Annotated in this window: 22 protein-coding genes; 4 read left to right on the top strand and 18 right to left on the bottom strand. The window is 73.7% G+C overall.

The window, feature by feature from the left end; translation table 11 throughout:
• Position 1: 1 nt before the first annotated feature.
• Positions 2-877 (bottom strand): DUF427 domain-containing protein, encoded by an 876-nt coding sequence (locus tag MUY14_RS11055; protein WP_247022865.1) that lies wholly within the window; start codon positions 875-877, stop codon positions 2-4.
• Between the two features lie 68 nt (positions 878-945).
• Between MUY14_RS11055 and MUY14_RS11050 the strand changes: the two genes are divergently transcribed.
• The 3 genes from MUY14_RS11050 (at position 946) to MUY14_RS11040 (ending at position 3553) form a co-directional block, all read left to right on the top strand.
• Positions 946-1464, top strand: coding sequence for a CGNR zinc finger domain-containing protein (locus MUY14_RS11050; protein ID WP_247022864.1), 519 nt, complete (start codon positions 946-948; stop codon positions 1462-1464).
• 11 nt (positions 1465-1475) lie between these two features.
• Entirely contained in the window at positions 1476-3137 is a 1662-nt protein-coding gene (locus MUY14_RS11045; protein ID WP_247022863.1) for an MOSC and FAD-binding oxidoreductase domain-containing protein, read from the top strand.
• Between the two features lie 254 nt (positions 3138-3391).
• Positions 3392-3553 carry a hypothetical protein gene (locus MUY14_RS11040; RefSeq protein WP_247022862.1) on the top strand — a complete coding sequence of 54 codons (162 nt, stop codon included), beginning with the start codon at positions 3392-3394 and terminating at the stop codon, positions 3551-3553.
• A 4-nt stretch (positions 3554-3557) separates the two neighbouring features.
• On the opposite strand, the gene MUY14_RS11035 is transcribed toward MUY14_RS11040, so the two are convergent.
• From MUY14_RS11035 to MUY14_RS11025, 3 genes are read right to left on the bottom strand one after another with little or no spacing between them, the layout of a single operon-like run.
• Complete coding sequence (locus MUY14_RS11035) at positions 3558-3884, bottom strand: hypothetical protein (protein WP_247022861.1); 327 nt, start codon at positions 3882-3884, stop codon at positions 3558-3560.
• Between the two features lie 32 nt (positions 3885-3916).
• Entirely contained in the window at positions 3917-4711 is a 795-nt protein-coding gene (locus MUY14_RS11030; RefSeq protein WP_247022860.1) for an SDR family NAD(P)-dependent oxidoreductase, read from the bottom strand.
• Positions 4712-4715: 4 nt separating this feature from the next.
• Positions 4716-5516: an alpha/beta hydrolase gene (locus MUY14_RS11025; protein ID WP_247022859.1), complete on the bottom strand. Its 801-nt coding sequence runs from the start codon at positions 5514-5516 to the stop codon at positions 4716-4718.
• A 136-nt stretch (positions 5517-5652) separates the two neighbouring features.
• Here MUY14_RS11025 and MUY14_RS11020 point away from each other — a divergent pair, with 136 nt between their 5' ends.
• Positions 5653-6615, top strand: coding sequence for a LysR family transcriptional regulator (locus MUY14_RS11020; RefSeq protein WP_247022858.1), 963 nt, complete (start codon positions 5653-5655; stop codon positions 6613-6615).
• 1 nt (position 6616) lies between these two features.
• On the opposite strand, the gene MUY14_RS11015 is transcribed toward MUY14_RS11020, so the two are convergent.
• The 14 genes from MUY14_RS11015 to MUY14_RS10950 are packed head-to-tail and all read right to left on the bottom strand — an operon-like array spanning position 6617 to position 22833.
• On the bottom strand, positions 6617-7348 hold the full coding sequence (locus MUY14_RS11015) for a hypothetical protein (RefSeq protein ID WP_247022857.1): 732 nt from the start codon (positions 7346-7348) through the stop codon (positions 6617-6619).
• Positions 7345-8286 (bottom strand): RimK family alpha-L-glutamate ligase, encoded by a 942-nt coding sequence (locus MUY14_RS11010; protein WP_247022856.1) that lies wholly within the window; start codon positions 8284-8286, stop codon positions 7345-7347. Before MUY14_RS11010 ends, MUY14_RS11015 begins: the two co-directional genes overlap by 4 nt.
• The gene (locus tag MUY14_RS11005; RefSeq protein WP_247022855.1) at positions 8283-9707 is read right to left on the bottom strand and encodes a hypothetical protein; all 1425 of its coding nucleotides are present in this window, start codon (positions 9705-9707) and stop codon (positions 8283-8285) included. Before MUY14_RS11005 ends, MUY14_RS11010 begins: the two co-directional genes overlap by 4 nt.
• A complete protein-coding gene (locus MUY14_RS11000; RefSeq protein WP_247022854.1) occupies positions 9707-10453 on the bottom strand; it encodes a hypothetical protein in 747 nt (248 codons plus the stop codon). The genes MUY14_RS11005 and MUY14_RS11000 overlap by 1 nt, the downstream gene beginning before the upstream one ends.
• The gene (locus MUY14_RS10995) at positions 10450-12702 is read right to left on the bottom strand and encodes a hypothetical protein (RefSeq protein ID WP_247022853.1); all 2253 of its coding nucleotides are present in this window, start codon (positions 12700-12702) and stop codon (positions 10450-10452) included. The genes MUY14_RS11000 and MUY14_RS10995 overlap by 4 nt, the downstream gene beginning before the upstream one ends.
• Before the next feature lie 4 nt (positions 12703-12706).
• Positions 12707-14176, bottom strand: coding sequence for a baseplate J/gp47 family protein (locus tag MUY14_RS10990; protein ID WP_247022852.1), 1470 nt, complete (start codon positions 14174-14176; stop codon positions 12707-12709).
• Positions 14173-14694 (bottom strand): hypothetical protein, encoded by a 522-nt coding sequence (locus MUY14_RS10985; RefSeq protein ID WP_247022851.1) that lies wholly within the window; start codon positions 14692-14694, stop codon positions 14173-14175. Before MUY14_RS10985 ends, MUY14_RS10990 begins: the two co-directional genes overlap by 4 nt.
• A 10-nt stretch (positions 14695-14704) precedes the next feature.
• Positions 14705-15037, bottom strand: a complete 333-nt coding sequence (locus MUY14_RS10980) for a hypothetical protein (protein WP_247022850.1) — start codon at positions 15035-15037, stop codon at positions 14705-14707.
• Complete coding sequence (locus tag MUY14_RS10975) at positions 15037-17049, bottom strand: hypothetical protein (RefSeq protein ID WP_247022849.1); 2013 nt, start codon at positions 17047-17049, stop codon at positions 15037-15039. The genes MUY14_RS10980 and MUY14_RS10975 overlap by 1 nt, the downstream gene beginning before the upstream one ends.
• Entirely contained in the window at positions 17049-17594 is a 546-nt protein-coding gene (locus tag MUY14_RS10970; protein WP_247022848.1) for a hypothetical protein, read from the bottom strand. The genes MUY14_RS10975 and MUY14_RS10970 overlap by 1 nt, the downstream gene beginning before the upstream one ends.
• 10 nt (positions 17595-17604) lie before the next feature.
• Complete coding sequence (locus MUY14_RS10965) at positions 17605-18096, bottom strand: hypothetical protein (protein ID WP_247022847.1); 492 nt, start codon at positions 18094-18096, stop codon at positions 17605-17607.
• The gene (locus MUY14_RS10960; protein WP_247022846.1) at positions 18093-19991 is read right to left on the bottom strand and encodes a hypothetical protein; all 1899 of its coding nucleotides are present in this window, start codon (positions 19989-19991) and stop codon (positions 18093-18095) included. The genes MUY14_RS10965 and MUY14_RS10960 overlap by 4 nt, the downstream gene beginning before the upstream one ends.
• Positions 19988-22642: a hypothetical protein gene (locus MUY14_RS10955; protein ID WP_247022845.1), complete on the bottom strand. Its 2655-nt coding sequence runs from the start codon at positions 22640-22642 to the stop codon at positions 19988-19990. Before MUY14_RS10955 ends, MUY14_RS10960 begins: the two co-directional genes overlap by 4 nt.
• On the bottom strand, positions 22639-22833 hold the full coding sequence (locus tag MUY14_RS10950; RefSeq protein ID WP_247022844.1) for a hypothetical protein: 195 nt from the start codon (positions 22831-22833) through the stop codon (positions 22639-22641). Before MUY14_RS10950 ends, MUY14_RS10955 begins: the two co-directional genes overlap by 4 nt.
• Positions 22834-22840: the final 7 nt, after the last annotated feature.

Genomic DNA, 22840 nt, shown 5'->3' with positions numbered 1-22840 from the left:
TTCAGATCCCCTTCTCGGCGAACGCGCGCAGCTCTTCGGGGTCCAGGCCCCGGTCGACGCCGTGCGGGGTGACGGTCTGGCCCGGTTCGAGCACCAGCTTCCGGCCGTCGAGGGTCACGTCGACGACGTCCGGCTCGAACGACACGAACCCGGACACGCGTGCGACCTCGGGCCACGCCTCCGGGTACGACCAGGCCGCACGCTTGCCCGCGCCGATGTCGAAGTAGCCGGCCAGGCCCTTGTACGGGCAGAACGTCTCGCCGTCGACCGGCGTCAGTGCCGTGAGGTCGATGTCCTCCCGCGGCACGTACCAGCGCGGCGCGAAGCCCGACTCGTAGAGCACGACCGGGCGGCGGGTCTCGGCGACGACGCGGTCGCCCTCGCGCACGACCAGGTGCCGGGAGGTCTGGCGGATGTCGACGCGGTGGTAGGGGTCGGCCGCGTGCCCGACGATCCGCTCGTCCTCCTCGAAGAAGGCGTCCATCGCCCGCCACGCGAACGCGACGCGGTCACGCAGGACGTCGGCGTGGCCGGGCAGCCCGGTGTGGCGCCACGCCGCGCGCGGTGTCTCCTCGCCCGCCGCCCGGACCGTGTACCAGCCGGTGGGGCCGAGGTCGCGGTGCGTCGTCGTCCGGTCTTCGGCGGCCAGGACGTCTCCGCGGACGTCGGCGAGCGGGAAGTACGCCACCGGGTAGCGGCCGGGTTCGTGCAGGAGGACGACGTCCTCGCTGTCGGCGATCCACTCGCCGCCGAACCGCACGCGCATCCGCCGCCGCAGCGGCTCGGCGAACAGCAGCCGTTCGGGCAGCGGCTGCTCGACCAGGAAGTGCCCCACCGCCCGGGTGGCCAGTGGTCCTTGCTGCCAGGCCAGTCCCATGATGCCTAACCTTTCTGAGATTGTTTGATGGTTAGCCATGCAAGCACCCGTGGTGTAACCTGTCAACCATGAGTTTGGAGGTTAGGTTGGCCACGACGGACGAGACCCTGCTGCTCGACCTGCTGAACACCACCCCGGTGCGTGACGGCCGGGCCGAGGACGACCTCGCGGACGTCACTGCCGGCCGGGAGTGGCTCGCCGCCCACGGGCAGCCGGCGACCGACGACGAGCACCGGACGCTGGTCGAGGCGCGGTCCGCCCTGCAGGACATCGTGCGCGGCGACGCCTCCCCCGCGACGGCCGCGCGGTTCGTCGACGGCGTCGCCTACCGGGCCGCCTTCGGCGACGGCGTCGAGTGGGTCCTCGACGTGCCACCGGGCCGGTCCGCGGCGGCGCGGGCCGTGCTCGCCTGGGACGCGCTGGCGAAGTCGAGCCCCGGCCGGCTGCGCCCGTGCGCCAACCCGGAGTGCCGGCTGTTCCTGATCGACCACAGCAAGCCCAACAGCGCCCGCTGGTGTTCGATGGCCGTCTGCGGCAACCGCATGAAGGCCCGGCGGCACTACCAGCGCTCGCGCACGGCGGAATGAAGGAGACGACCATGGCGCGCTTGGTGTCGCTCAACGTCGGGCTGCCGAAGGACGTGGCCTGGCAGGACCGGACCGTCCACACGGGAATCTTCAAGTACCCGGTCGAGGGACCGCGGCTGGTCCGCCGCCTCAACGTCGACGGCGACGGCCAGGGCGACCTGGGTGGCCACGGCGGCGAGAACCGCGCGGTGCTGGTCTACCAGCGCGAGTCGTACGAGCACTGGCGGCGGTTCCTCGGGCGCGACGACCTCGAAGACGGCCAGTTCGGCGAGAACTTCACCGTCGACGGCCTCCCGGACGACGAGGTGCACATCGGCGACCGGTACCGGATCGGCGAAGCGGAGTTCGAGGTCACGCAGCCGCGGGTGACGTGCTTCCGCGTCGGCATGCGCCTGGGCGAGCCGCGGATGCCGTCCCTGCTGGTGGCGCACCACCGGCCGGGGTTCTACCTGCGCGTCATCACCGAGGGCCACGTCGAGGCCGGCGACGAGATCGTCCGCACCCGGGCCGGCCGCCACGAACTGAGCGTCGCGGCCATCGACGCGCTGCTCTACCTGCCGGACCGTGACCCCGAGGTGTTGCGCAAGGCGCTCGACATCCCGGCGCTCAGCCCCGGCTGGCAGGGCTCGTTCCGCGACCTGCTGGCGGCCCCGGCGCCCCGGGTTCAGCGTGGCTTCCGGCCGCTTCGGGTGACCCGCGTGGTGCCGGAGAGCTCGACGGTGACGTCGATCCACTTGGCGGCCGACTCCCCGCTGCCCCGCGCCGAGCCGGGCCAGTACGTGACGTTGCGCGTCCCGGGCGCCGGCGATCCGGCTCCGGTGCGGAGCTATTCGCTGTCGGCGGCGCCGTCGGAGCGTGAATACCGCATCAGCGTCAAGCGCGACGGCGTCGTGAGCAGCTACCTGCAGACGCAGTTGGCTCCCGGCGCGGTGCTCGACGTGGCCGGCCCTCGCGGCGACTTCGTCCTGACCGACGACGAGCGTCCCGTGGTGCTGGTCTCGGCGGGGATCGGTGTCACGCCGGTGCTGGCGATGCTGCACGCCTTGGCGGCCAGTGGTTCGCCACGGGAAGTCCGGTGGGTACACACGGCCAGGACCGCTGCCGAGCAGGCATTCGCCGCGGAGGCTCATGCGCTTCTGGCCGGCCTTCGCCACGGCCGTGAGCACGTGTTCTTGACGGCTGACACCGGGCGACTCAGCCTCTCCTCCTTGTCTACTTTGGACTTGCCGGTGGATGCGGACGTCTACTTGTGCGGCCCGGACGCGTTCATGACGGCCATGCGCACCGCGTTCGTATCGCTGGGCTTCGACGCTTCGCGTGTCCACAGTGAACTGTTCGGCGGGGTGCCGGCGATCAACCCGGGCCTCGTGGGCGTCACGCGGACTCCCCCGCACGCTCCACCGGGAGCGCCGGGGAACGGACCGGCGGTGACGTTCGCACGCAGCGGGCTGACCGTGCCGTGGTCCGAGGGGTATCCGAGCCTCCTGGAGTTCGCCGAGGCGTGCGACGTGCCGACGCGGTGGTCGTGCCGGACGGGGGTGTGCCACACGTGCGTGACGCCGGTCCTTTCGGGGAGCGTGTCGTACGACCCGGACCCCCTCGAGCCGGCGGCGGAGGGTGAGGCCCTGATCTGCTGCGCGCGGCCGCGCGAGGACGTGGTGCTGGACCTCTGAGCCGAACACATTCCCGGAGTACTTCCCCTGCGAAGTATCCTGCGACCGGACGAGCGTCAACACCCGTCGTGCGGCAGCCAGCAGAGTGGCATGCAGGCCGCCGCCTTGATCGTTTCCATCCTGGCGACGACTGCCCTGGCCACCCGGCAGGCCGGATTGTCGCGAGCCGGGCTCCTGACCGGGCACCGCCCACCCACGTGTAGCCGCCCGGGGGACCGGGTATCACCCCGGGCACCGCCAGGAGGGAAACCACCATGGGAATTCTCGTCGGGCTGCTCGTGATCTGGGCGGCCCTCGTCGTGCTTGGGATCGCCGTCAAGAGCCTGTTCTGGCTGATCATCGTCGGCGCTGTGCTCTTCGTCGCCACCGGGGTGATCGGCTTCGTCAAGCGGGAGGCGCTCGGCAAGCGGCGGTGACGCCTCAGCCGCGGTCCTGGTGCTCGCCACCGGTGTCGAAGTGGCGCTCCAGGTACTCCGCCGGCGGCAAGGAGCTGTCGCGCAGCAGCGAAAACACCTCGCTGCCCGGCGACAGCTCCTTCTCGCCCGTCGCATATCCCTGCGCGAGCCCGAGGTAGCTCACCTCGGCCCGCTCCGCGTACTCGCGTGCTTCCGCCTCGGCGAGCGCCAGCGCCTCGCCGAGGTCGGCCGCGCGCCACAGCGTTATGCGCTCTTCGTACGGTTCTTCGCCCGCGTGCGTCCACCGGAAGAGGCAGCGCACCGCGAACCATTCGTCGGATTCGTCCGTCACCGCTCCCCCGTCGCCGATGGTCCGGACGAATTTTAGTGCGTTTCGGTGGTGTACCCGCCGTCGAGGGTGAAGGTCGCGCCGGTGATGTTGCCCGCGACCCGGTCGGCGGCCAGGAACGCCGCCAGGTTGGCGACTTCCGCCGGCTGGGTGAAGCGGCCGGTCACGGCGTGGGAGGCCGCTTCGCCGGCCACCGCGCCGGGGGTCGCGCCGGAGCCCGCCGCGACGGTTTCGGCCACGCCGCCCGAGCCGAGCCAGAGGTCCGTCGCGACCGGGCCCGGGTTGATCGCGTTGGCGCGGACCCCGCGGGGGCCGAACTCCTTCGACACCGACTTCGTGAAGTTGACCAGCGCCGCCTTCGCCGCGCTGTAGTCGATGACGCCGGGGTCGGGCAGGGTCGCGTTGATCGAGGCGATCGTGACGATGCTGCCCCGGCCCGCGGTCACCATCGTCGGCAGCACCGCGCGCGTCGCGCGGACCGCGCTCAGCAGGTTGAGGGTGATCGACCGGGTCCACTCCTCGTCGGTGACGAGCAGGAAGCCGTTCGGCCGCGGGCTGACGGCGCCGACGTTGTTGACCAGGATGTCGACGCGCCCGAGCTCGGTCAGCGCCAGCTCCACCAGCTTGCCGGGGCCGTCGGCGGTGCCGAGGTCCACGGCCAGCGTGTGCGCCTTCCCGGCCCGCGCGAGCTCCTCCAGCTCGGCCCCGGGCGCGCGGGCGCCGGCGACGACGTGGACGCCCTCGGCGACCAGGGTCCGGGTGACGGCCAGGCCGATGCCCCGGCTGGCCCCGGTGACGACGGCGACGCGGCCGCCCAGATCCAGTTCCACGGGCTCAGACCCCGTGCTCGCGCAGCCAGGCGAGCACGGCGTCGGCGACATCGCGCCAGCCGCTGTCGATCGTGAGCGAGTGGCCCCGCCCTTCGAACTGCTTCAGCTCGGTGACGGCGGTGGAGTCGCGGTACTGCTTGAGCGTCGAGCGGGTGACGACGTCCGGGACGGTGTGGTCCGCGGTGCCGGAGACCAGCAGGAGCGGGCCGCGGTCCGCTCGGCCGGTGTCGACCTTCGCCTCGGAGTGCAGGACGAAGTTCGCGGCCGCGGCCTGGAACAGCGGCCGGGCCGGCGACGGGATCGTCCAGCGCCGATACAGCTCGGCCGACTCCTCGTCGGTCAGCGCGTTGCCGAAGCCGAAGCGGAACTCCTTTTCGGTCAGCGACACCGACCGGTGCAGGTTGGCCGGGTTGCCCAGCGCGGGCAGGCCCGCGCGCAGCTGCGCCAGCGGCAGCGGCAGCACGCCCTTGATCTGCGCCGGGTCGATGGCGACCCCGGCCGCGCCGATGCCCCGGCCGAGTAGCTTCTCGGTGATCAGGCCGCCGAACGAGTGGCCGACGATCACCGGCGGCCGGTCGAGGCCTTCGATGATCGACGCGAAGTGGTTCGTGGCGTCGTCGATGCCGATGTCCGCGACCGCTTCCGGGTGTTCTCTGGCCGCTTCGACGGTTTCGGGCTCGTTCGGCCAGCCGGGCGCGACGGGTGCGTACCCGGCGGCCCGGAAGTGCTCGATCCAGGGGGTCCACGACGTGGCGTGGAGCCACAGACCGTGGATGAACACGACAGGGGTACCCGCGGGTGCCATCGGATCCTCCAGTTCGGGGACGGCGTCTGCCGAGAAGCCAACACGACCCGGGCCGGGCCGTCCAAGACCTGCCGCGTGCGCATCGATAGCCGGGATGGCATCGTTGGCGCTCCACGCTCCCGCACGGAAGGCCCGGATGGACCTCGACCTCAGGCTGGTGCGCTACTTCGTCACGGTCGCCGACGAGCTGCACTTCGGGCGCGCCGCCGCCCGGCTGTACATCAGCCAGCCGGCGCTGTCCAAGCAGATCCGCCGGCTCGAAGCCGAGGTCGGCGCGCCGCTGTTCGTGCGCGACAGCCGCCACGTCACCCTGACCCCGCGCGGCGAGCGGTTCCTGCAGCTCGCGCGGCAGCTGCTGGCCACCGCCGGCCAGATGCTGCGCGAACCGGCGCCGAACCGCCTGCGGGTCGCGCACATCTTCGAGCTGGACACCAGCCGGGTCGTCACCGACGCCTACCTCGCGGCGCACCCGGGCGTCCAGGTGGTCCAGAGCCAGATGGACAGCGCCCGCCAGCTCGCCACGCTGCTCGACGACCACCTCGACGTCGCGATCCTGCGCGTCACCGGCGCGTTGCGGGCCGAGTACCCGGCGGGCTGGCAGCACGCGCCGCTGCGGCTCGAGCCGTTCCGGCTGATCGGCAGGCCCGGCGACCCGAACCGGGCGGCCGTTTCGGTGCACGAGCGCCCCATCGAGGTCTTCGCGGACGCGCCCGGCACGGCGCTGTACAACGTGCACGGCCACTACCTGAGCTCGTTCGAGCAGCACACCGGTCTCGCGCTGCGCTGGCTGGGCAACCCCGGCACGTTCGACCACTGCCGCGCCGTGCTCGGCCGCGCACCGGACAGCGCTTTCCTGCTCGAATTCGAGAGCTACGCCCGCCGGTACGCCGAGCACGGCTTCCCGGTGCACCGGCCGCAGGAGCTGCAGCCGGTGTACTCGTGGTCGGTGGCCTGGCGCGCGGGCGAGGAGTCGGAGACCGTCCGGGAATTCCTGCGCATCGCGGGCGAAACCGCCGAACGGCACCACTGGCTGCGCCCCGAACGGGCCGATGGCGCACCACTGTGGACCCCGCCCGAAGACCTCTCCGCCGCCCCTTAGCTCACCAGAAGAAGATCCAGCGGCCGTCGAGGCAGACGCCGTGACCCTGGTAGGTCACCCGCCGCTGACCCGGGGTGAGGCAGTGCGACGCGGCGATCCGGTGCCACAGCTCGGATTCGGTGAACACCATCGTGCCGGTGCGGTAGGGCACGGTGACCGGCTCGCCCCCGCCGTAGTGGCCGGGCGGCGCACCCGGGACGCCGGCTTCCAGGTCCAGGCCGCTGCCGCCGTCCGGTAGTTCGAACGGCACGGTGAAGGTGACCACCGCGGTGATGTCGGCCGCGCGCGCGATCAGGGACGGCGCCTGCGTCTCGAGGGCGTCGACGTGCCAGCCGCCGCCCGCGTACTCGCCGGGGGCGTCGAAGCCGAACACGTGGAACCCGGGGACGGCGAGTTCGTCGGCGTACACGACCGGCAGCCCGTACCGCTGCTCGAAGAACGTCGCGACCCGCTCGTGGACGAGGCGGAAGTGCCGGTACAGCAAGCGGCTTTCCGCCCGCGCGCACTCGGCGTAGTGGTCGAGCCGGCCGCGGCTGCGGTAGAGCGGTTCGCCGATCGTGGCCATGCCGCCGACGCCCGGCGTGCGCCGTCCGTGGTGCCACAGTTCGGCCGGCGCCGCGTCCACGGCCGCGCGGACCTGGTCGACTTCCGCCGGGCCGAACAGGTCGGCGGCGAAGACCCGGGCGCCGCCGAAGCGGATTTCCTCGACCGGCCGGGTGTCCATTGTGGTCATCGGGGGTGCTCCTTGCACAACGCGGCCGCGGCCAGCAGCCCGGCGACGGCCGCCGCGATCGGCTGGCCGGTTTGCGATTCGTAGTAGGTGAAGCCCGGCGAAGGGTTGACTTCGAAGCAGTACCACTCGCCGTCCGGGGTGCGCCGCAGGTCGATGCCGGCGACCGGGAGCCCGAGCCGCTTGGCGAGGTCGAAGCAGCGGAGCGTGACCTCCGGCGGCAGCTCGATCGACGTCAGGACGGGGTCGCGGTGCCCGAGCACCCGTGCGTACCGGTAGTCGTCGGCGTCGCTGTCCACCTCGACGGCGAACACCTCGGCGCCGACGACGTGCACCCGGACGTCGGTCCCGGGAACGCGGCGCTGGAACTGCGTCGGGCAGGCGGCGACGTCCGCGAACCGCTCCTCGGGCCGGACCCGCCGCACGCGGCTGCGCACCCCGCTGGCCGACTTGACGATGACGTCACCGTGCTCGCGGAGGAAGTCCGCGACCCGGTCCGGGTCGTTGGTGACGAGCGTCGGCGGCACGGCGAACCCGGCTCCGGCGATGGCCCGCAGCTGAAACGGCTTGGACGCGTTCCCGGCGGCGGCTTCTGGCCGGTTCAGCACGTAGGCGCCGGTCCGGTCGGTCCAGGCGTTGAGCACCTGATCCACTTCGGCGGCGTGCCGCCACTCCACCGAGCCGGGCGGCCGGGTGCGCAGGCCGGGCAGCTGGGTGCTGTCGTGCGGGCGAACGTAGGCGGCTTGGACGCGGTCGAGGTCGAAGGCCCGGCCGGCGACGGTCACGACGGTCCGGCTGGTGCGGCCGCCATCGACCTGGACGGTGGTTTCGAGGACTTGGCGCTGGTCGAGGAACCGGACCGGCGCACCGAGCCGCTCGAGCTGAGTGCGGACGGCGGCCATCGGCTGGTCGCGGACCAGGCCCCAGAGGAGGATGGTCATCCGGCCACCGCCTTGACGCCGGAGGAATCGGCCGGTGCGGAGGTGCTTCGGCGGCCTGGGGAGGCAGCGGGCGCGTGCCCGCGCGGCGCTTCGGGGACATGGTCTGGCGGCTCCGCCACCGCCCCGCCGCTCGCGGCCCGGCCCCGGGCCACCGCCGGGTCGGCCGCCTCCCCACCGCCGACCGGCCCCTGAGGCACGGCGGCAAGCGGCGAGTAGCCGCCCGGCGCCTCGGGGACATGGCCCGGCGACTGGCGCACCTCGACCGGCGCGGAACTGCCCCGGCGGCCTGAGGAGGTGGCGGCCGCCTGCCCCCGCGGCACTTCGGGAACATGCCCCAACGACTCCCCCACCCCGACCGGCGCGGAACTGCCCCGCTGGCCCGGGGAAGCAGCGGCCGCCTGCCCCCGCGGCGCTCCGGGAACATGCCCCGACGACTCCCCCACCCCGACCGACGCGGAACTGCCCCGGCGGCCCAAGGCCCCGGCGCCCAACTCCCCACCGCCGACCGGCCCCCGAAGCACAGCGGCAAGCGGCGAGTAGCCAGCCGCCGCCTCCGGAACGTGCCCCGACGACTCCCCCACCCCGACCGACGCGGAACTGCCCCGGCGGCCCGAGGCCCCGGCACCCGCCTCCCCACCGCCGACCGGCCCCCGAGACACAGCGGCAAGCGGCGAATACCCCGCCGGCGCCTCCGGAACGTGCCCCGGCGACTCCCCCACCTCCGTCACCAACCCACCACTCGCGGCCCGGCCCAAAGCCACCGCGAGGGCGTCGGCCACCGCCGGGTCGGCCAGGTCCGGCCATGCCGAAATCTCCCGCACCTCCGCCCGTGCGCCGAGCCCGGACACCGTCGCTGTCAGCAACGGTGCTCCTGCCAGTGAAGCCAGCTCGCGCAGCTGCCGCCCCACCGTGGGGTGCACCTCGCCGATGCACACCTCCCCCACCACGTGCACGCGGTGGCCCCCCTCCGGAACGGCCGCCACGGGCGGGGCGAACCCGACCGAACGGTGGACCGCCGCCACGCGCAGGCCCACCGCGGCGGCCGCGTCCGCCCACTCCTCCGGGTTCCACGCCGGGCCGTTGAGGCAGCGCGGGTTCGGCGGGTTCAGCACCGGCGCCGGACACGCGTCGAGCCACGCCAGCAGGAACGCCGTCAGCTCCGCCGCCGCGTACGAGCGGTCTTCACGGCGCACCCGCGCCAGGTCCGCGCCGGTGAGCACCCCCAGCCGGTTCACCACGCCCGTCACCGAAACGGGACTTCCCAGGGAAAGCTCCGCCCGCACCCGCCCGGATCGGTCGATCGAGAGCGCCCACTGGGCCCGGTGCAGCTCGTCGACCGTCAGCAACAGCGCCTCGTCGCCCCAGCGGTCCGCCAGGGCGCGGGCGGCGGCATCGTGGGCGTGGGCCAGGATCAGCAGCATCAGCTGTCCTCTTCGGACAGTGCGTCGCGGCCGACGTCGGGGCGGTCCTCGAGGGAGATGAACGTCCGCTCGTCGCCCTCCGGAACGGACGCGGGGTCGGACGAAGAAGGCGGGAAGGTGCCGGCGAGGTCGACGAACTCCTTCTGCCCGTCCTTGCCCCGGTCCTTCTCCTTGCCTTCCTTGCTGTCCTTCTCCTTGCTCTCCTTGTTGTCCTTGCCTTCCTTCTCCTTGGACTCCTTGCCCTCCTTGCTGTCCTTCTCCTTCTCCTTGGACTCCTTGGTCTCGGTCTTGTCCTTGATCGGGTCGATCCGCCGGTCGATCGCGGTGATCTTCACCTGCAGCTCCTGGACCACCCCGAACAGCTCCAGCCGCAGCTCCTTGATGCAGTTGCTGACCGTGCGCAGCGCCTCCGCGACCCCGCCGAGGTCGGTCTCGAGGGCGTGGAACCGGTGGTTGAACCCGATTTCCGTCGGCGTCTCGCCCGCCTGCACCACCGTCACGCCGTCGATGAAGTCCGGGTGCGTGAACACCGGCTCGAAGTGCAGTTCGCACTGGGGCGCCGACTGGGGCACGCTCGTCTGGAACACGAACGGCGGGCTCACCGTCGCCGCCAGGCCGGGGCCCGACGAGCGAGCGATCGCGCGGCCCAGCACCGCGACGACGTCGTCCTCTGCGACGCCCGCGCCGCGCAGGGCTTCGACGATCGTGTGGGCCGGGACGCCGTAGACGAGTTGTTCGTCGCTCATGAGATCTCTCCTTGTCCTGCCCGCGCGGACGGCGCCAGGCGGTAGTGCCGGTAGGCCCGTGCGGCGGCGATGTTCAGGCCCGTGGGATGGCCGGAGCCGTCCACGTCGACGTGCTGCCGCCGGATGGCGAAGGTGTCGGCCCGCACCCCGACGGGCGTCACCAGCTCGACGATGTTGAGCAGGTGCTCGTACTGGCGCAGGCTCAGCAGCGTGCCGTCGGGCAGCGACGGCCGCCACGTGTACGGGTCGTTGGCGCCCGAGCGCTGCCCCACCACGCACGACACGACGCTGATGCCGTTGTTGAACAACGGGATCGTGACGACGGGACCGCGCCTCGACGACAGCGTCGCGTGCTGGTCGCCGAGCCCGCGCACCTGCCAGCGGTGGACCAGCGTGTGCTCCCCCGCCAGGTTCGCGCCCGCCAGCGGGAGCCCGGTGACGCCGAACAGCAGCGCCAGCGTCCCGGTGCCGGTCACCAGCGCGACGACGCTGCTCGCGCCGGCGGCGGTGGCCGTGGTGAACAGCGGGCTCAGCACGGCCGAGTTCGCGAGCACCGCCGCCGTGCGCGTGGCGCCGAGGTCGAAGAGCACGTAGTCGCGGGGCGAAACGGTGGCCAGCTGGCGGGTGAACGCGGCGACGTCGGTCACCTTCGGCACGCTCCGGCTGTCCAGCGCGGCGTCCAGCCCGGAAACCGTGCTGGTGGACCGCGCCGCCGCCAGTGCCGCCGCGGGGTTCGCGACCGGGGTCAGCCCGGCGCCCGCGAGCGCGGTGATCACCGAGACCACCGGGACGTCGTGGGCCGGGTCGGTGGCCGAGACCAGCCGCGCGGACAGCGTCAGCGGGACGTCCCCGGCGGCGTCCGGCTCGACGTCCACCACGAGCGGGCCCATCGGCGCGGTGCTGACGAACACCGTGCCGTCGGCGTCCGGCTCGACCGTGTGCAGGCCGCACGCCTTGAGCAGCCACGCCCCGGCCGGGTCCGCGGACCTGGGCTGGGGCACCAGGTTCGGGTCCTTCAGCTTGCCCGCCGCGGTGACCGCCGCGTCGAGCTGGGCGGCCACCGGCGCTGCCAGCTGCGCGCCGAACCCGAGCTCGAACCGGGAGCCGCCGGCGTTGTCCTGTCCCCTGAGCACCTTCGGCCACGGCCGGGCCCCCAGCCGAACGCACCGCGCGTCCAATGTGGTCAGTGCTTCGGCCACGCTGGGCGCGAGGGGCTGGAACGGCTGCACCTGCCAGGTGGCGAGCGCCGCGCGCTGGGTGTCCACGTGCGCGGCGAAGTCCGGAGGCAGCAGGCGGTGGGCGTGCGCGTCGTCGCCTTCGGTGCTGCCGGCCGGCCAGACCAGGTGCACCCGCCGGATCGCGTTGAGCAGCTGCCCGATCGCGGCCGGCGCGCCCGGAGCCACCAGCCGCAGGGCGATCAGCTGCGGGTCCGCCACCTCGTCGGCGCCCACCGTGCCCGGCACGCCGACGTCGGCGAGGAAGTCGGCCAGCGCGGAGCCGATCCACGGCGGGCTGGGCAGCCGCACGCCACGCAGGACCCGCAGCCGGTCCCGGTAGGACTCGTCGTCCTCCCGGGTGCCCTCCGGCTGGAGCGGCCGGGTGGCGGGGGTCTGGCCGGCCGCGTCCCAGAACAGCTCGTCGGAGAAGCGCGGGCTGGACAGGTCGGCGCCGATCCGGTCGAGCGCGTTGCCGCTCGCCACCGCCAGGGTCCGCGACGCGCGGATTTCCCGCGCGGTGCGCCGGATCCGGCCCTTCTCGTCGAGCAGCACGGTGAGCAGCCGCCCGAGCACGCCCTCGACGAGGTCGAACCGGACCGCGGCGAGCAGCTGCGCGGTGCTCAGCCCGACGCCGAGCTCGCCGCCGAGGATCCCGCGCGCCAGCACCGAAAACGGCGCCGTGACGTCGCCCTTGCCCGCCGGCGGCAGCGCGGTCACCAGCGCGGTGCCCGCCGCGGTGTGCGGCGCGAACGTCACCACCGGCAGGGATTGCGGCGCCCCGCCGCCGGTCTTCACCGCGGGCAGGATGGTCAGCCCCTGTACGTCCACATCGGACAGCACGGTGCACAGCACCAGCGGGTGCCGGGTCGTCGTGTCGACCACCGCCTCGGCCTGGCCGGGCGAGGTCGTGGCTTTCAGGGTCAGCGGGCGCGGGGTGGCCGCCGGGGACAGCGGCCCGATCAGTTCGGCCGCCGCGGCAGCCAGCACCCCGGCGCCGAGGTGGTTCGGGTCGAGCAGGGAACGGGTGGTCATGGCTTCACCGCACCGTCAATCGGCCGGGCGACTCGACGAAGACCGCGATCTGGTCGGCCCCCAGGACGAGGTTCTCGTCCTGGTCGAGCACGTCGGGCGAGGTGTCGCTCTCCCCACCGGATCCCACGCCGTCGACCGCGTACGGGAACCGCATCAGGTGCAGGTCGCCGACGTCGACGACGCCGGGCTCGGCCATCATCGCCGCGGACAGCGCCGCGGCCCGCACCGGTTCGGCCAGCGACAGCCCGTCGACGACCCCGCGCAGCCGGGCCGCGAGCCGCTGCTTGAGCGCCAGCGCGGCGGGACTCAGGTTGCGGCCGGCGACCGACCCCGACGGCAGCGGCAGGCCCGCGGTGACCACGTCGGACTGGACGGTGAAGAACACCTGCTCGGCCCGCACGACGTCGGGAAAGATCCCGACCGGGCGGACGTCCCGGATCGCCTGCTGCACCGCCGCGCGCAGCCCGGACGCGCCGTCCCAGACCGCGGCCTCGGTGGGGGCCACCAGCACCGTGACGAAGAACGGCGAAGACAGGTCGCGGTCGGCCGCGAACAGCCGCTCGAAGAAGGCGAACTGGCCGAAGATCGACTGGGACAGGTCCAGCCCGCCCCAGCCGTCGCGCACCACGACCTGCCGCACGCCGGCGACCAGCGCCACCGTGGCGGCGATCGAGTCCGCCGTCCACAGCGACCGCGGCGCGGCGAGCAGCAGCGCCCGGTAGCGGTCGTCGTCGAACTGGGCGTTGCCGCCGGTCAGCGCCTGCGTGTGCTGGACGCGGACCAGGCCCTGGCCGATCGACGACGCCGTGGCGAGGAAGCCGGCCGCCACGTCGGCCGCGATCATCCCGGCGAGCTTCGCGTCGGCGACCTCCCACCGGTCGATCCGCTGCGGGTGCCCGCCACCGGCGTCGGCGACGGCCGGGTCGAGGTTGCCCACCGGTCCGGGGTCGAAGCTCGTCACCGGCACGACGGCGGTGCTCACCCCGGTCGTGAACTGGACGGCGGCGGCCAGCGCGACGCGGTGCCCGCCCGGTGTCGACAGCCGGGAACCGCGTGGCAGCACCAGTTTCGGCACGCTGGCGGGCAGCGCCTTCGCCAGCGTCAGCGTGACGGAGCCGGTCGCGGCGAGGAACGGCCGGGTGATCCCGAGCTCCTCGCCGAGGTCGGACAGCGCGCGGCCGCGGGCGGTGCCGACGAAGCTGTCGTCGTACTCCGCCGCCAGCGCGGCCCAGGTCCGCGCGTCCTCCAGCGCGGTGACCTCGAGGAGCTTGCGCACGACGCTGCCGCTGGAGAGGTCGATGGCCGGGTCGATCAGCTGCTGCGCGAGCGCGATCTTCTCGGCCAGCAGCCGGGTGAACGGCTTGGGCAGGAACCCCGCCGGGGTCACGCCGAAGCCGGCGCTGCCGGTGGTCCGGGTGACGGTCTCGTCGACGGCGAGGACGTCGGTCAGGTCGATGCTGGTCTCGTCGCTCACGGGGCCACCTCCCCGAACGGCGTGCCGGAGGCGAGGCCACCGGTGTTCAACGTGGCCGGGTCGCCGCTGACCGCTTCGAACGAGACGGTGATGTCGAGCCGGCGGGAAGCGACGTCGCCGGTGGGCGACGGCGCGGACAGGTCGACCACCCGGCGCACCCGCGGGTCGGCCGCGACCAGCTCGACCACGGCGCTGCGCAGGCCTTCCCGCGCCAGCACCGGGGACGTCTGCTCGACCATCGGCGTCAGGCCGAGGAAACCGAAGCGCAGGTTGAACGGGTCGCTGCCGCGCAGCGTGGTCAGCCCGACCGCGAGGTCCTGGCAGAGCGCGTCCACGCCGTCGACGAGGTCGAGGTCGACGCCGCCGCCGGTGCCGCGCAGCACCAGGTCCCGCGCGGTGTCGGCGGGGTCGGTCAGGTCGGCGCGCACGCCGACGCCGAGCAGCGCGCGGCGGCGGGCGGCGGAGTCGTCGCCCGGCGCGGCGCCCGGGGGCGTCGGGGGCGGGGGCAGGGAAGTCATCGGTGCTCCTTCACGAGGCGGTGAGAACGGATTGCCCGGCGGCGACCGTCACGGGGGTGGCCGAGGGCAGGGAGTCGGCGGTCAGCGAGTCGAGCAGGACCGGGGCGCCGCCCACGGTCAGCCGGGCGGACCGGCCGGCATCGGGCGGAGCCGGCAGGGTGCTGACGCAGACGCCGGGCGGACTGGGCGCGACGCAGTTCACGTACGGCTGCTGGAGGAGCCCGGCGAAGAGCACGGCTTTCCCGCCGCCGACGGTGAGCCGCCCGTCGCTGACCGCGGGCAGGGACACGGCACCCTGGTGGTCGCACCCGACCGAGCCGTTTTCGGTGACGGGGAAGGCCATCAGCTCACGTCCATCGTGCCGCCGTCGAGCTGCACCCGGACGTCCTTGGTGTTCAGCTCGATCCGGTCCTCGGCGTCGAACGTGATCGACTTGGCGCTGATCGTGACGCTGCCGTCGCCCTTCAGCACGATCCGCGCGGCCCCGGCACCGGAGCGGCTTTCGATGAGCACGCTGCCGTCGTCGAGCCCGTCATCGGGCGCCGGCCGGTCCGGGACCCTGGTGAGCTGGTCGGTCACCCGCAGCACGAACCGCGCGGTCTCGATCACGCGGGTGCCGTCCCCGTCGACCAGGTCGTGGCTCGCGAGGCCGTCCGGCGGGACCTGCCGGGCCGGGTCCTGCAGGTGCTCCCGCTGGTCGATCCCCACGGGCAACGCCAGCCAGTAGTCCCCCGGCCGGGCGTCCGGACCCCCGCCCTGCCGCCACAGCGCCCCGACGTCGACGAAGTCCGCCGAGCTGCCGCCGACGTTGGCCAGCACCACCCGGGTGCCGGGGTAGCGCGGCAGCACGAGGCCGTAGCTGCCCCACGCGAACGGCGTCACGTACGGCACCTGGGTCAGCTCCGCGTGCGCGTCGGCGGTGATCTCGGTGCGCTGCGCCGCCTGCGGCCGTCCGTCGGGTGCGGTGTCGGAGTGCCAGACCTCGCTGGTGTGCTTGGGCGTGTCCGGCGACACGGCGTGGTCGTGGATCACCGCCGGCCGCGCGCGCGTCACGCCGAACGCCCGGCCGGTCAGGTCCCCGATGACGTCGCCGATGGTGCTCGCCGCGCCCTGGGCGCTGTCGGCGAACGGGACGCCGGACCGCCGGGCCCGCTGGGCCTCCTTGGCCGTCCCGGGCGTGATCTCGTCCCACCCGTCGTCCGCGCCGGCCAGCACGACCGCGCGGATCGTCGTGAGGAACCCGCGTTCGCGCGAAATCTCGTGGCGCACCTCGATGATCCGGCACACCGACGCGTCGGCGTCCGGGTCGGCGACCCCGGCCGGCAGGTTCGGCACCGAGGTCAGCAGGGTCGCGCCCAGGCTCGGCGGTTCGGTGACGGCGAAGTCCTCCGGTGGCAGCACCGGGGAGACTCGGTCGCCCGGTTTCAGGTCCGGTCGTCCCAGCGCCGTCACGGAGAACGTGCTCCGCGGCGCCCGCGGGCCGAACAGCCCCGGCGGGAGCCGGGAGTCCCGGGGCAGGTCCGCGCCGCGCTCGACGGCGAGCAGGCCGCTCTCGTCGTCCATCGGCCGCTCGCCGTCCAGCCGCGGAGCGTCCGCCCCGTCCTCGGTCCACTTGCCCACGTGCAGGGTCCCGTCGCGGATCACGGCCGTTTCCTGGCTGTAGAGCCCGAGCGTGCCCTGCACCTGCGTGCTCAGCTCGGCCATGGCGGCCAGCGCGGTGCCGGGCGGGACGGCTGCGTAGTCCCGCACCCCCGGCGTGGGCTGGGCCTTCCCCAGCCCGTGGCCGACCACGGGCACGTCGTCGCCCGCGACGTTCCTGATCGCCACCTCGAGGCCGTTCGCGTTCGCCCGGCCGGCGAAGCAGCGGCCCTCGACGCGGCGCTCGGCCAGCCGGGCCACCACCCGTTCGCGCGCCTTCACCACGACGTCCATCCGCCGCGGGCCGGGCCGCCGCCACAACCGGTCCACCCGGAGCTCGGCGACCAGGCTGCCGTCCGGCGGGACCGGGGTGGTCGCCGACAGCGGGTTGTCCAGCCCGGTGAACCTCGCGAGCCCGCCGAGCACCCCGGTCGGCGCGTCCTTCCACCACAGGTGCAGGGACGCGTCCAGCGGGGTGCCGGGCGCGAGGCTGATCTTCCGGTAGTCCTCGGCCGTCATGCCCTCGACGACGAACTCGTAGCTGCCCCCGGTCAGGCCGGCCGGCAACGACGCGCTCACCGTGCCGGAATAGGTGTCGCTGCCGACGGTGCACAGCTCGGTGCCGCGGACGCCGTGGCGGAACACCAGCGCCCACGCGGGCACCGTGCCGGGCACGACCTCCTGGCCGCGCTCGAACGTGAAGCCCTTGAAGGCCATCACCTCTCCTTTCCCAGCTGGGACAGCAACACCGGGACACCGGGGTCGCCCACCGGGTGCGGCGGGCCGTCGTCCGGCGCCGGCGCGAGATCGCGCCAGCGCAGGGAAAGCCGGCTGCCGAACCGGCCGGGGCTGCGCAGGGAACCCGCGGTGAGCACGAGTTCGTCGACGGTCACCTCGACGGCGGCCGTTCCCGGCGCGCCGGTCAGGCGGACTCCGACACCGGCCACGACCGGGACCGTCGCCCCGATCGCCCCGGTGACGAGCAGGGTCAGCCGCGGCCACGCGGCGGCGTACTCGCGGAAAGCCGTGCCGTCACCGGGGTCCGCGGTGGTGAACACGACGGCGGACGGGTCGGCGGCGAGCACCGCACGGGCCACCCCGAGCGGTACCGCGAGCACGAGCGCGCGAGCCGCGTCGAGGTCGATCCGGACGGGCAGCCCGGCGGTCAGCTCCTGCCGGACGACCTGGACGGCCGGGTCCGGCGGGGGCGCGGTGACCGCGAGCAACGGGCGGGAGATCAGCGCGGGCAGGGTCCTGGACATCGTCGCCCCCTCAGACCGGCAGCGCGTCGGTCAGGGCGCCGACACCGATCGACGAGACGTCGAGCAGCTTCGCGAGGCTGCCCGGGCGCGGCAGGTGCACCAGCCGCAGCGCCACGTCGAGGGTGTCCCGCCGCTGCGCGCTCTGCGAGAACGTCAGCGACTGCACCGCGAGGTCGGTCCGGATGGTCGCGGTCGTGATCAGCACCAGGCCGCTCTGCGTGCCACCGGTGACCCGGGACAGCGCGGTGCCCTGCCTGCTGGACTCCGCGAGGTTTTCCAGCGCGACCTTCCAGGTGAAGCGCAACGGGCCGAGCAGCACGGCGCTCAGCGACAGCGAGTCGTCGTGGCTGACCACCGCGACCCGCCGCCGGGTCCCGCCGACCTGCGGCACGAAGTACGCCGAGTCGATCGACAGCTGGGTCACCGCCCACAGCGGCACCGGCACGATGCCGTCGGAGAGCACGGCGCTCGGGGTGTGCAGGTACGGTTCGAAGAAGCTCATCGTGTTTCCCCTCCGCGGGGCTCGGTGCCCGGCTTGCGCAGCCGTTGCTGGATCTCGGTGAACCGCGTGCGCAGGTCGGCGAAGTCGATCTTCAGGTCCTGCAGGCGCTGCTGCAGGTAGCTCAGCTCGCCGCCGGCGTTCGTGATCACGCGCCGGACCCGGATGTCCGGGTCGTCGAGGATCGCGGCCGCCTTGGCCTGTCCCTCGGGCGTGGCGAGTTCCGCGGCGGACAAGCCCTTCAGCCGGTCTCGCGCCTTCGTGAGGCGGGCGACGGCGTCCGCCACCCCCGACGCTTCCCCGGTGAGCGGGTCCGGGAGGTCCCGCACGCGCTTGGTCAGCTCGACGACGTCCTTCTGCACGTTCTTGCCGATGTTCTCGACCAGGCTGCTCACCTCGCCGAGCCCGGCCTGCGAGAGCGTCTTGTTGTCGCAGAGCCAGATTTCCCGGCTGCCCTTGACGAGCACGATGAAGTCGGTGCCGCCCACGGTGACGCCGATGTCCGGCGCCTTCAGCACGAGCACGTCCTTGCCCAGCTGGAACACCGCGGCGAACTCGCCGACCATGCCACGGACGTGCTTGCTCATGATCACGTCGCGGACGTAGACCTCCAGCGGGACCAGGGGTTTGCCTTCGGCCGCGTCCCGCACCGCCTTTTCCAGCCAGGCGCCGGAAAGCTCCTGCAGGTGATCGGGGTTGCGGGTGCCGAGGTCCCGCAGCAGCGCGGAACTCCGCAGGGCCTCGGCGACCTGCCCGGCCGGCGGCAGCCCGAGCGCGGTCACCTGGCGGTCCAGCTGAGCGGCCCGGGAGCGGGCGTCGGGCGAACCGCCGACGCCGGCTTCCACCGCACGCCGTTCCGCCTCCCGCGCCCGGTTCAGCGCGATGAGCGCGCGTTCGAGGCCGGCCCGTTCGTCCGCGCCGAGCCCGTTTTCCGCGGCGAACCGGTCCATTTCCGCCGTGCGCCACGGCACGGGAACCCCCTGCGCCTGGCCGGGCCGTTCCTCGCCGAGGGCCATGGCCCGCACGAATTCGGGGTCGACGGCCGCGACGCGGTCGAGCACCGCCCGCTCCCCCGTGGGCAGCACGTGGTAGGTGGCCTGCACCCGCGCGTCCGGCGGGCGGCTGCCGCGCAGGCCGCCGCCGAGCGCGTACGCCGTGTCGGGCGTGCGTGTCATGCCGATCGCCTCCGTCACCTGGGCCAGTTCCTGGTGCCCCAGTAGGCCGTTCAGTTCCTCCAGCACCCGGATCGCCGCCCCGGGCCTGCCTTCGAGTGCGGCGTCCACTGTGGACCGCCGCAGGTGCCGGGCCCGGCGGACCGCCAGGCGCAGCGGCTCGGGCAGCGCGTCGATCCGCTGGTTCACGCGCCGGGCCGCCCACCGCGGCCCGTCCGCCGGCCGCGGCGCCGGGGCCCGGGCGGGCGCCTGGGCGTCGAGGTCCGCGAACGGGTCCGCCACCGGCTCCGGCGGCGCCTGCGGCACCGCTTCCGGCGCGGCGGCGGGTGCTTCGGTCGCGGTGCGCAGCTGCTGCTGGGCCCAGACGTCGGGCGGGACCAGCTCCTTGCTCGCCTTGCGCAGCCGTTCCAGCGCCGCGCGCAGCCCCGCCAGCTCCTCGGTCCGCAGCTTCGCGCGGAACGCCTTCCGGTAGTAGCCGTCCACCTCCTGGCGCAGCTGGCCGACCCGCTCGACCGCCGCACCCATCTCGGTCACGTAGCGCTCGCCGAGGTTTTCGAGGGCCCGCAGCACCGACCGGTCGAGGTGTTCGCCGACCAGCTTTTCGGGGATGCCGGCGGCCTTGGAGATGTTCTCGACCGCTTCGCGCAGCCGCGGGAACTCCCGCACGCGCGCGCTCACTCGCGCCGCGGCCGCGGGGTCGACGACGACCCGGACGCGGCCCGTCACGACCCCTCCCCCGGGTTCGCGGCCACCGCGGCGGCCAGCGTCCGCTTGGCGTGCCCGGCGATCTCGGCCTTCGGGACCGTGCCGCCCAGCCGGTACTCGGCCGCCACGGACTCGGCGAATTCGCCGACCACCGCCGACAGCGCCAGGTTCAGCACGTAGCCGGTGGTGAGCTGGGTGAGGAAGCTCTTGACGAAGTGCTCCGCGGTGATCGCGGCCAGGTGCCCCGCCACCTCCTCCAGGCTCCGCCGCAACGCCGCCGACGTGACCGCGTTCAGCTCGCCCTTGGCCAGCGCCCGCACGTCGGTGAGCGCGTTGCGCACCAGGGTGGGCAGCTCCGGAGCGATGGCGAGGAAGCCCTGCAGCCACGCGCCGGCCAGCTCCGCCTCGACCTGCGCGCGGGAGAGGATGTCGTCCCCGCCGAGCAGCGACCGCTGCAGGTCGACGTGCTCGTGCGCGGTGTGGATGCCCTCCGCGGCCTGGAACAGCCCGAGGACGAACGCCGCTTCGGGGAAGAACACGGCCAGCAGCGTGAAGCCGGCCAGCTCGAAGAACTCGCGGAACCGGGCCTTCGCGATCTCGTGCCCGGCCAGCGCCGCCAGTCCTTCGACGTAGATGTGCTCGTCGCCGAAGATCGACGCGCCGCTCTTGCCCTGGGTGAACATGCCCCGCAGCCGCTCGTCGGCCAGGTTGTGCACCCCGGTCAGCCGGGCGTGCAGCTCGGTGCTCTCGTCCGGCTCGAAGCTCGCCAGCCCGTACGCGACCATCCGGTCTTCGCGCGCTTCCTGCGTCTTCTCGCGGTTGGTCTGCTGGATCTCTGCCAGCACCGCGAAGAACTCGCGGTCGACGGCGTCGGTCACCACCCGCCCGGCGGTCTGCGCGCCCGCGCTGTCCAGCTGCCGCGCGGTGCGCAGCCGGCGCACCACACCGGCGAGGTCGGCGAGCTTCTCCAGGAACGGATCCGTCAGCTGGGCGGTCGACCGCAGGTTCTTCACCTCGGCCTCCACCTCTTCGAGCGTGTGCCAGCCGCCTTGGGCGTCCTGGATCCGGTACCCGGTGCGGAACGGGTCGCGAGCGGGATCGGTCCGGCCGGGGAAGACCGGGGTCCGCACGACCTCGACCCCGTCCACCGACTTGTAGTCGTGCCCCGGCTCCGGGCCGATCCGGGCGGTGCCGTCGTTGATCGCCTTGGCCCGGCGCAGCTTCGCGAGCAGCTCGGACAGTTCGGGGAGCTCGGCGAGCAGAACCGACAGCACGGCGCGGGTGGCGGGCAGCCAGTCCGTGCTCGCCAGCCGGCCGACGATGTCGGTCGCGCTTTGCTCCAGGCGTTCCAGCAGCGCGTCCTGGCAGGCGGCGATGAACAGCGACGCGACCACCTTGCGGCGCAGCGGGAAGTAGTCGCGGTGCAGGTAGCCCGCCCACTCCGCGGCGTGCCCGGCCAGCGGGCAGGGCAGCTTCCGCGCCTTGTCGCGGGCCAGCACCGCCCTGGTGTAGGCGAAGAACAGGACGTTCACCGCTTCCAGGGCCGTCACGAGGTGGCGGAGCACGTCCTGGCGAGCCTGCGTGCCCACGAGCCACCCCAGCCCTTCGCTGCGCCGCGCGATGACGGCGAGCGCGGCGAAGAGGAACGACCCGATGAACCGCGGCGCGGGCAGGGTGAGCTCGGCGGTGATCGTGTCGATCAGGTCGCCGAACGAACCGTCGTCCCAGTCGGACACCTCCAGCTCGTGCAGGTAGGGCCGGTCCGGGTCGGCGTTTTCGGCCGCGTCCGGGTCGTAGCGCAGGGGCTCGCAGTCGCTGCCGTACGGCTTGCCGGGGGTCTGCGGCACCTCCTCGGTGAGCACGAGCACCGGCAGCCCGGCCCGGTCGGTCAGGCCCGCACGGCCGGCGAACCACGCCACCGGGGTGCCCCCGAACCGGTATTCGTACAGCGCTCCCTTCAGCCGGTACCGCTGGGCACGGGCCGCCGCCCGCGCCGCGAGCCGGGGCTCGGGAACCTCCGGGGTGGCCGCGCGCCAGATCCGCACCAGTGCCGCGCTCAGCTCCTTGCGGAAGGCGGCTTCGTCGGCGGCTTCGGCCACGAGGTGGAACGAGTCGGGGTGCCCGGCCGCGTAGCCGGGCACCGCCTCCGCGTCCCGCCCGTCCGGCGGCAGCACGAACCGGTTCAGCTGGGTGCTCCACGCCACGCCGAACGACCCGTCGCCGCCGGCGTCGACGAACAGCATCACCGCGGCACCGGCGGAATCCGCCGCGATCACGAGCACGCGGGGCGGGCGCGGGTCCCCGCCGTACCGGACGGCGAGCGCGTCGAGCAGCTCGTCGCCGGTGGCGAACCGCCGCAGCCGGGTGGTCGTGCGGCCCGGCGGCACCGGCGCGGCCACCGATCGCAATTTCGCGACGGCGGTCCGGACCGCGGCGTGCGCGCTGGCTTCCAGGTGCGCGGCCGCCCACGCCGGCACGGGCGCGCCGAGGAACCGCACGCTCACGTCGGGTGCCGGGCCGGTGCCGGCCGGGAGCCCGGCCCGGGACGCCCGGCCGGCGGTCCGGGCCGCGGCCTCGACGGCCGCTTCCCGCACCAGGTCCAGCACGTGGGTGTCCAGCGGATCGCCGGTCAGGTCCAGCCGGATCCGCACCGGCATGCGCACGGTCGTCACGTCAGCCCCTGCAACGCCGCGGTCAGCCGGTCCAGAGCCGTGGTCACCAGCTGGTCCGGGTCGTACGGCGCGACCACGCGCACCTCGATCTCCACCGGGAACTGGAACACGAGCTCGGCCGGCCCGGACTCGTCACCCTCGGACGGCAGGATGACACCGCTGCCCTCACCGGGAACCAGGTCGTCGAGCACGGTTTCC

It is taken from the genome of Amycolatopsis sp. FBCC-B4732, from assembly GCF_023008405.1.
GTDB lineage: Bacteria > Actinomycetota > Actinomycetes > Mycobacteriales > Pseudonocardiaceae > Amycolatopsis > Amycolatopsis pretoriensis_A.
The sequence above is the reverse complement of the archived record's forward strand: the minus strand, read 5'-3'. Positions and strand labels throughout refer to the sequence as shown.

Excerpts from the sequence above, each read along its gene's own strand:
- MUY14_RS11055 (WP_247022865.1), bottom strand. The coding sequence starts at position 877 with ATGGGACTGGCCTGGCAGCAAGGACCACTGGCCACCCGGGCGGTGGGG.
- MUY14_RS11050 (WP_247022864.1), top strand. The coding sequence starts at position 946 with ATGAGTTTGGAGGTTAGGTTGGCCACGACGGACGAGACCCTGCTGCTC.
- MUY14_RS11045 (WP_247022863.1), top strand. The coding sequence starts at position 1,476 with ATGGCGCGCTTGGTGTCGCTCAACGTCGGGCTGCCGAAGGACGTGGCC.
- MUY14_RS11040 (WP_247022862.1), top strand. The coding sequence starts at position 3,392 with ATGGGAATTCTCGTCGGGCTGCTCGTGATCTGGGCGGCCCTCGTCGTG.
- MUY14_RS11025 (WP_247022859.1), bottom strand. The coding sequence starts at position 5,516 with ATGGCACCCGCGGGTACCCCTGTCGTGTTCATCCACGGTCTGTGGCTC.
- MUY14_RS11020 (WP_247022858.1), top strand. The coding sequence starts at position 5,653 with ATGGACCTCGACCTCAGGCTGGTGCGCTACTTCGTCACGGTCGCCGAC.
- MUY14_RS11015 (WP_247022857.1), bottom strand. The coding sequence starts at position 7,348 with ATGACCACAATGGACACCCGGCCGGTCGAGGAAATCCGCTTCGGCGGC.
- MUY14_RS11010 (WP_247022856.1), bottom strand. The coding sequence starts at position 8,286 with ATGACCATCCTCCTCTGGGGCCTGGTCCGCGACCAGCCGATGGCCGCC.
- MUY14_RS11005 (WP_247022855.1), bottom strand. The coding sequence starts at position 9,707 with ATGCTGCTGATCCTGGCCCACGCCCACGATGCCGCCGCCCGCGCCCTG.
- MUY14_RS11000 (WP_247022854.1), bottom strand. The coding sequence starts at position 10,453 with ATGAGCGACGAACAACTCGTCTACGGCGTCCCGGCCCACACGATCGTC.
- MUY14_RS10995 (WP_247022853.1), bottom strand. The coding sequence starts at position 12,702 with ATGACCACCCGTTCCCTGCTCGACCCGAACCACCTCGGCGCCGGGGTG.
- MUY14_RS10985 (WP_247022851.1), bottom strand. The coding sequence starts at position 14,694 with ATGACTTCCCTGCCCCCGCCCCCGACGCCCCCGGGCGCCGCGCCGGGC.
- MUY14_RS10980 (WP_247022850.1), bottom strand. The coding sequence starts at position 15,037 with ATGGCCTTCCCCGTCACCGAAAACGGCTCGGTCGGGTGCGACCACCAG.
- MUY14_RS10975 (WP_247022849.1), bottom strand. The coding sequence starts at position 17,049 with ATGGCCTTCAAGGGCTTCACGTTCGAGCGCGGCCAGGAGGTCGTGCCC.
- MUY14_RS10970 (WP_247022848.1), bottom strand. The coding sequence starts at position 17,594 with ATGTCCAGGACCCTGCCCGCGCTGATCTCCCGCCCGTTGCTCGCGGTC.
- MUY14_RS10965 (WP_247022847.1), bottom strand. The coding sequence starts at position 18,096 with ATGAGCTTCTTCGAACCGTACCTGCACACCCCGAGCGCCGTGCTCTCC.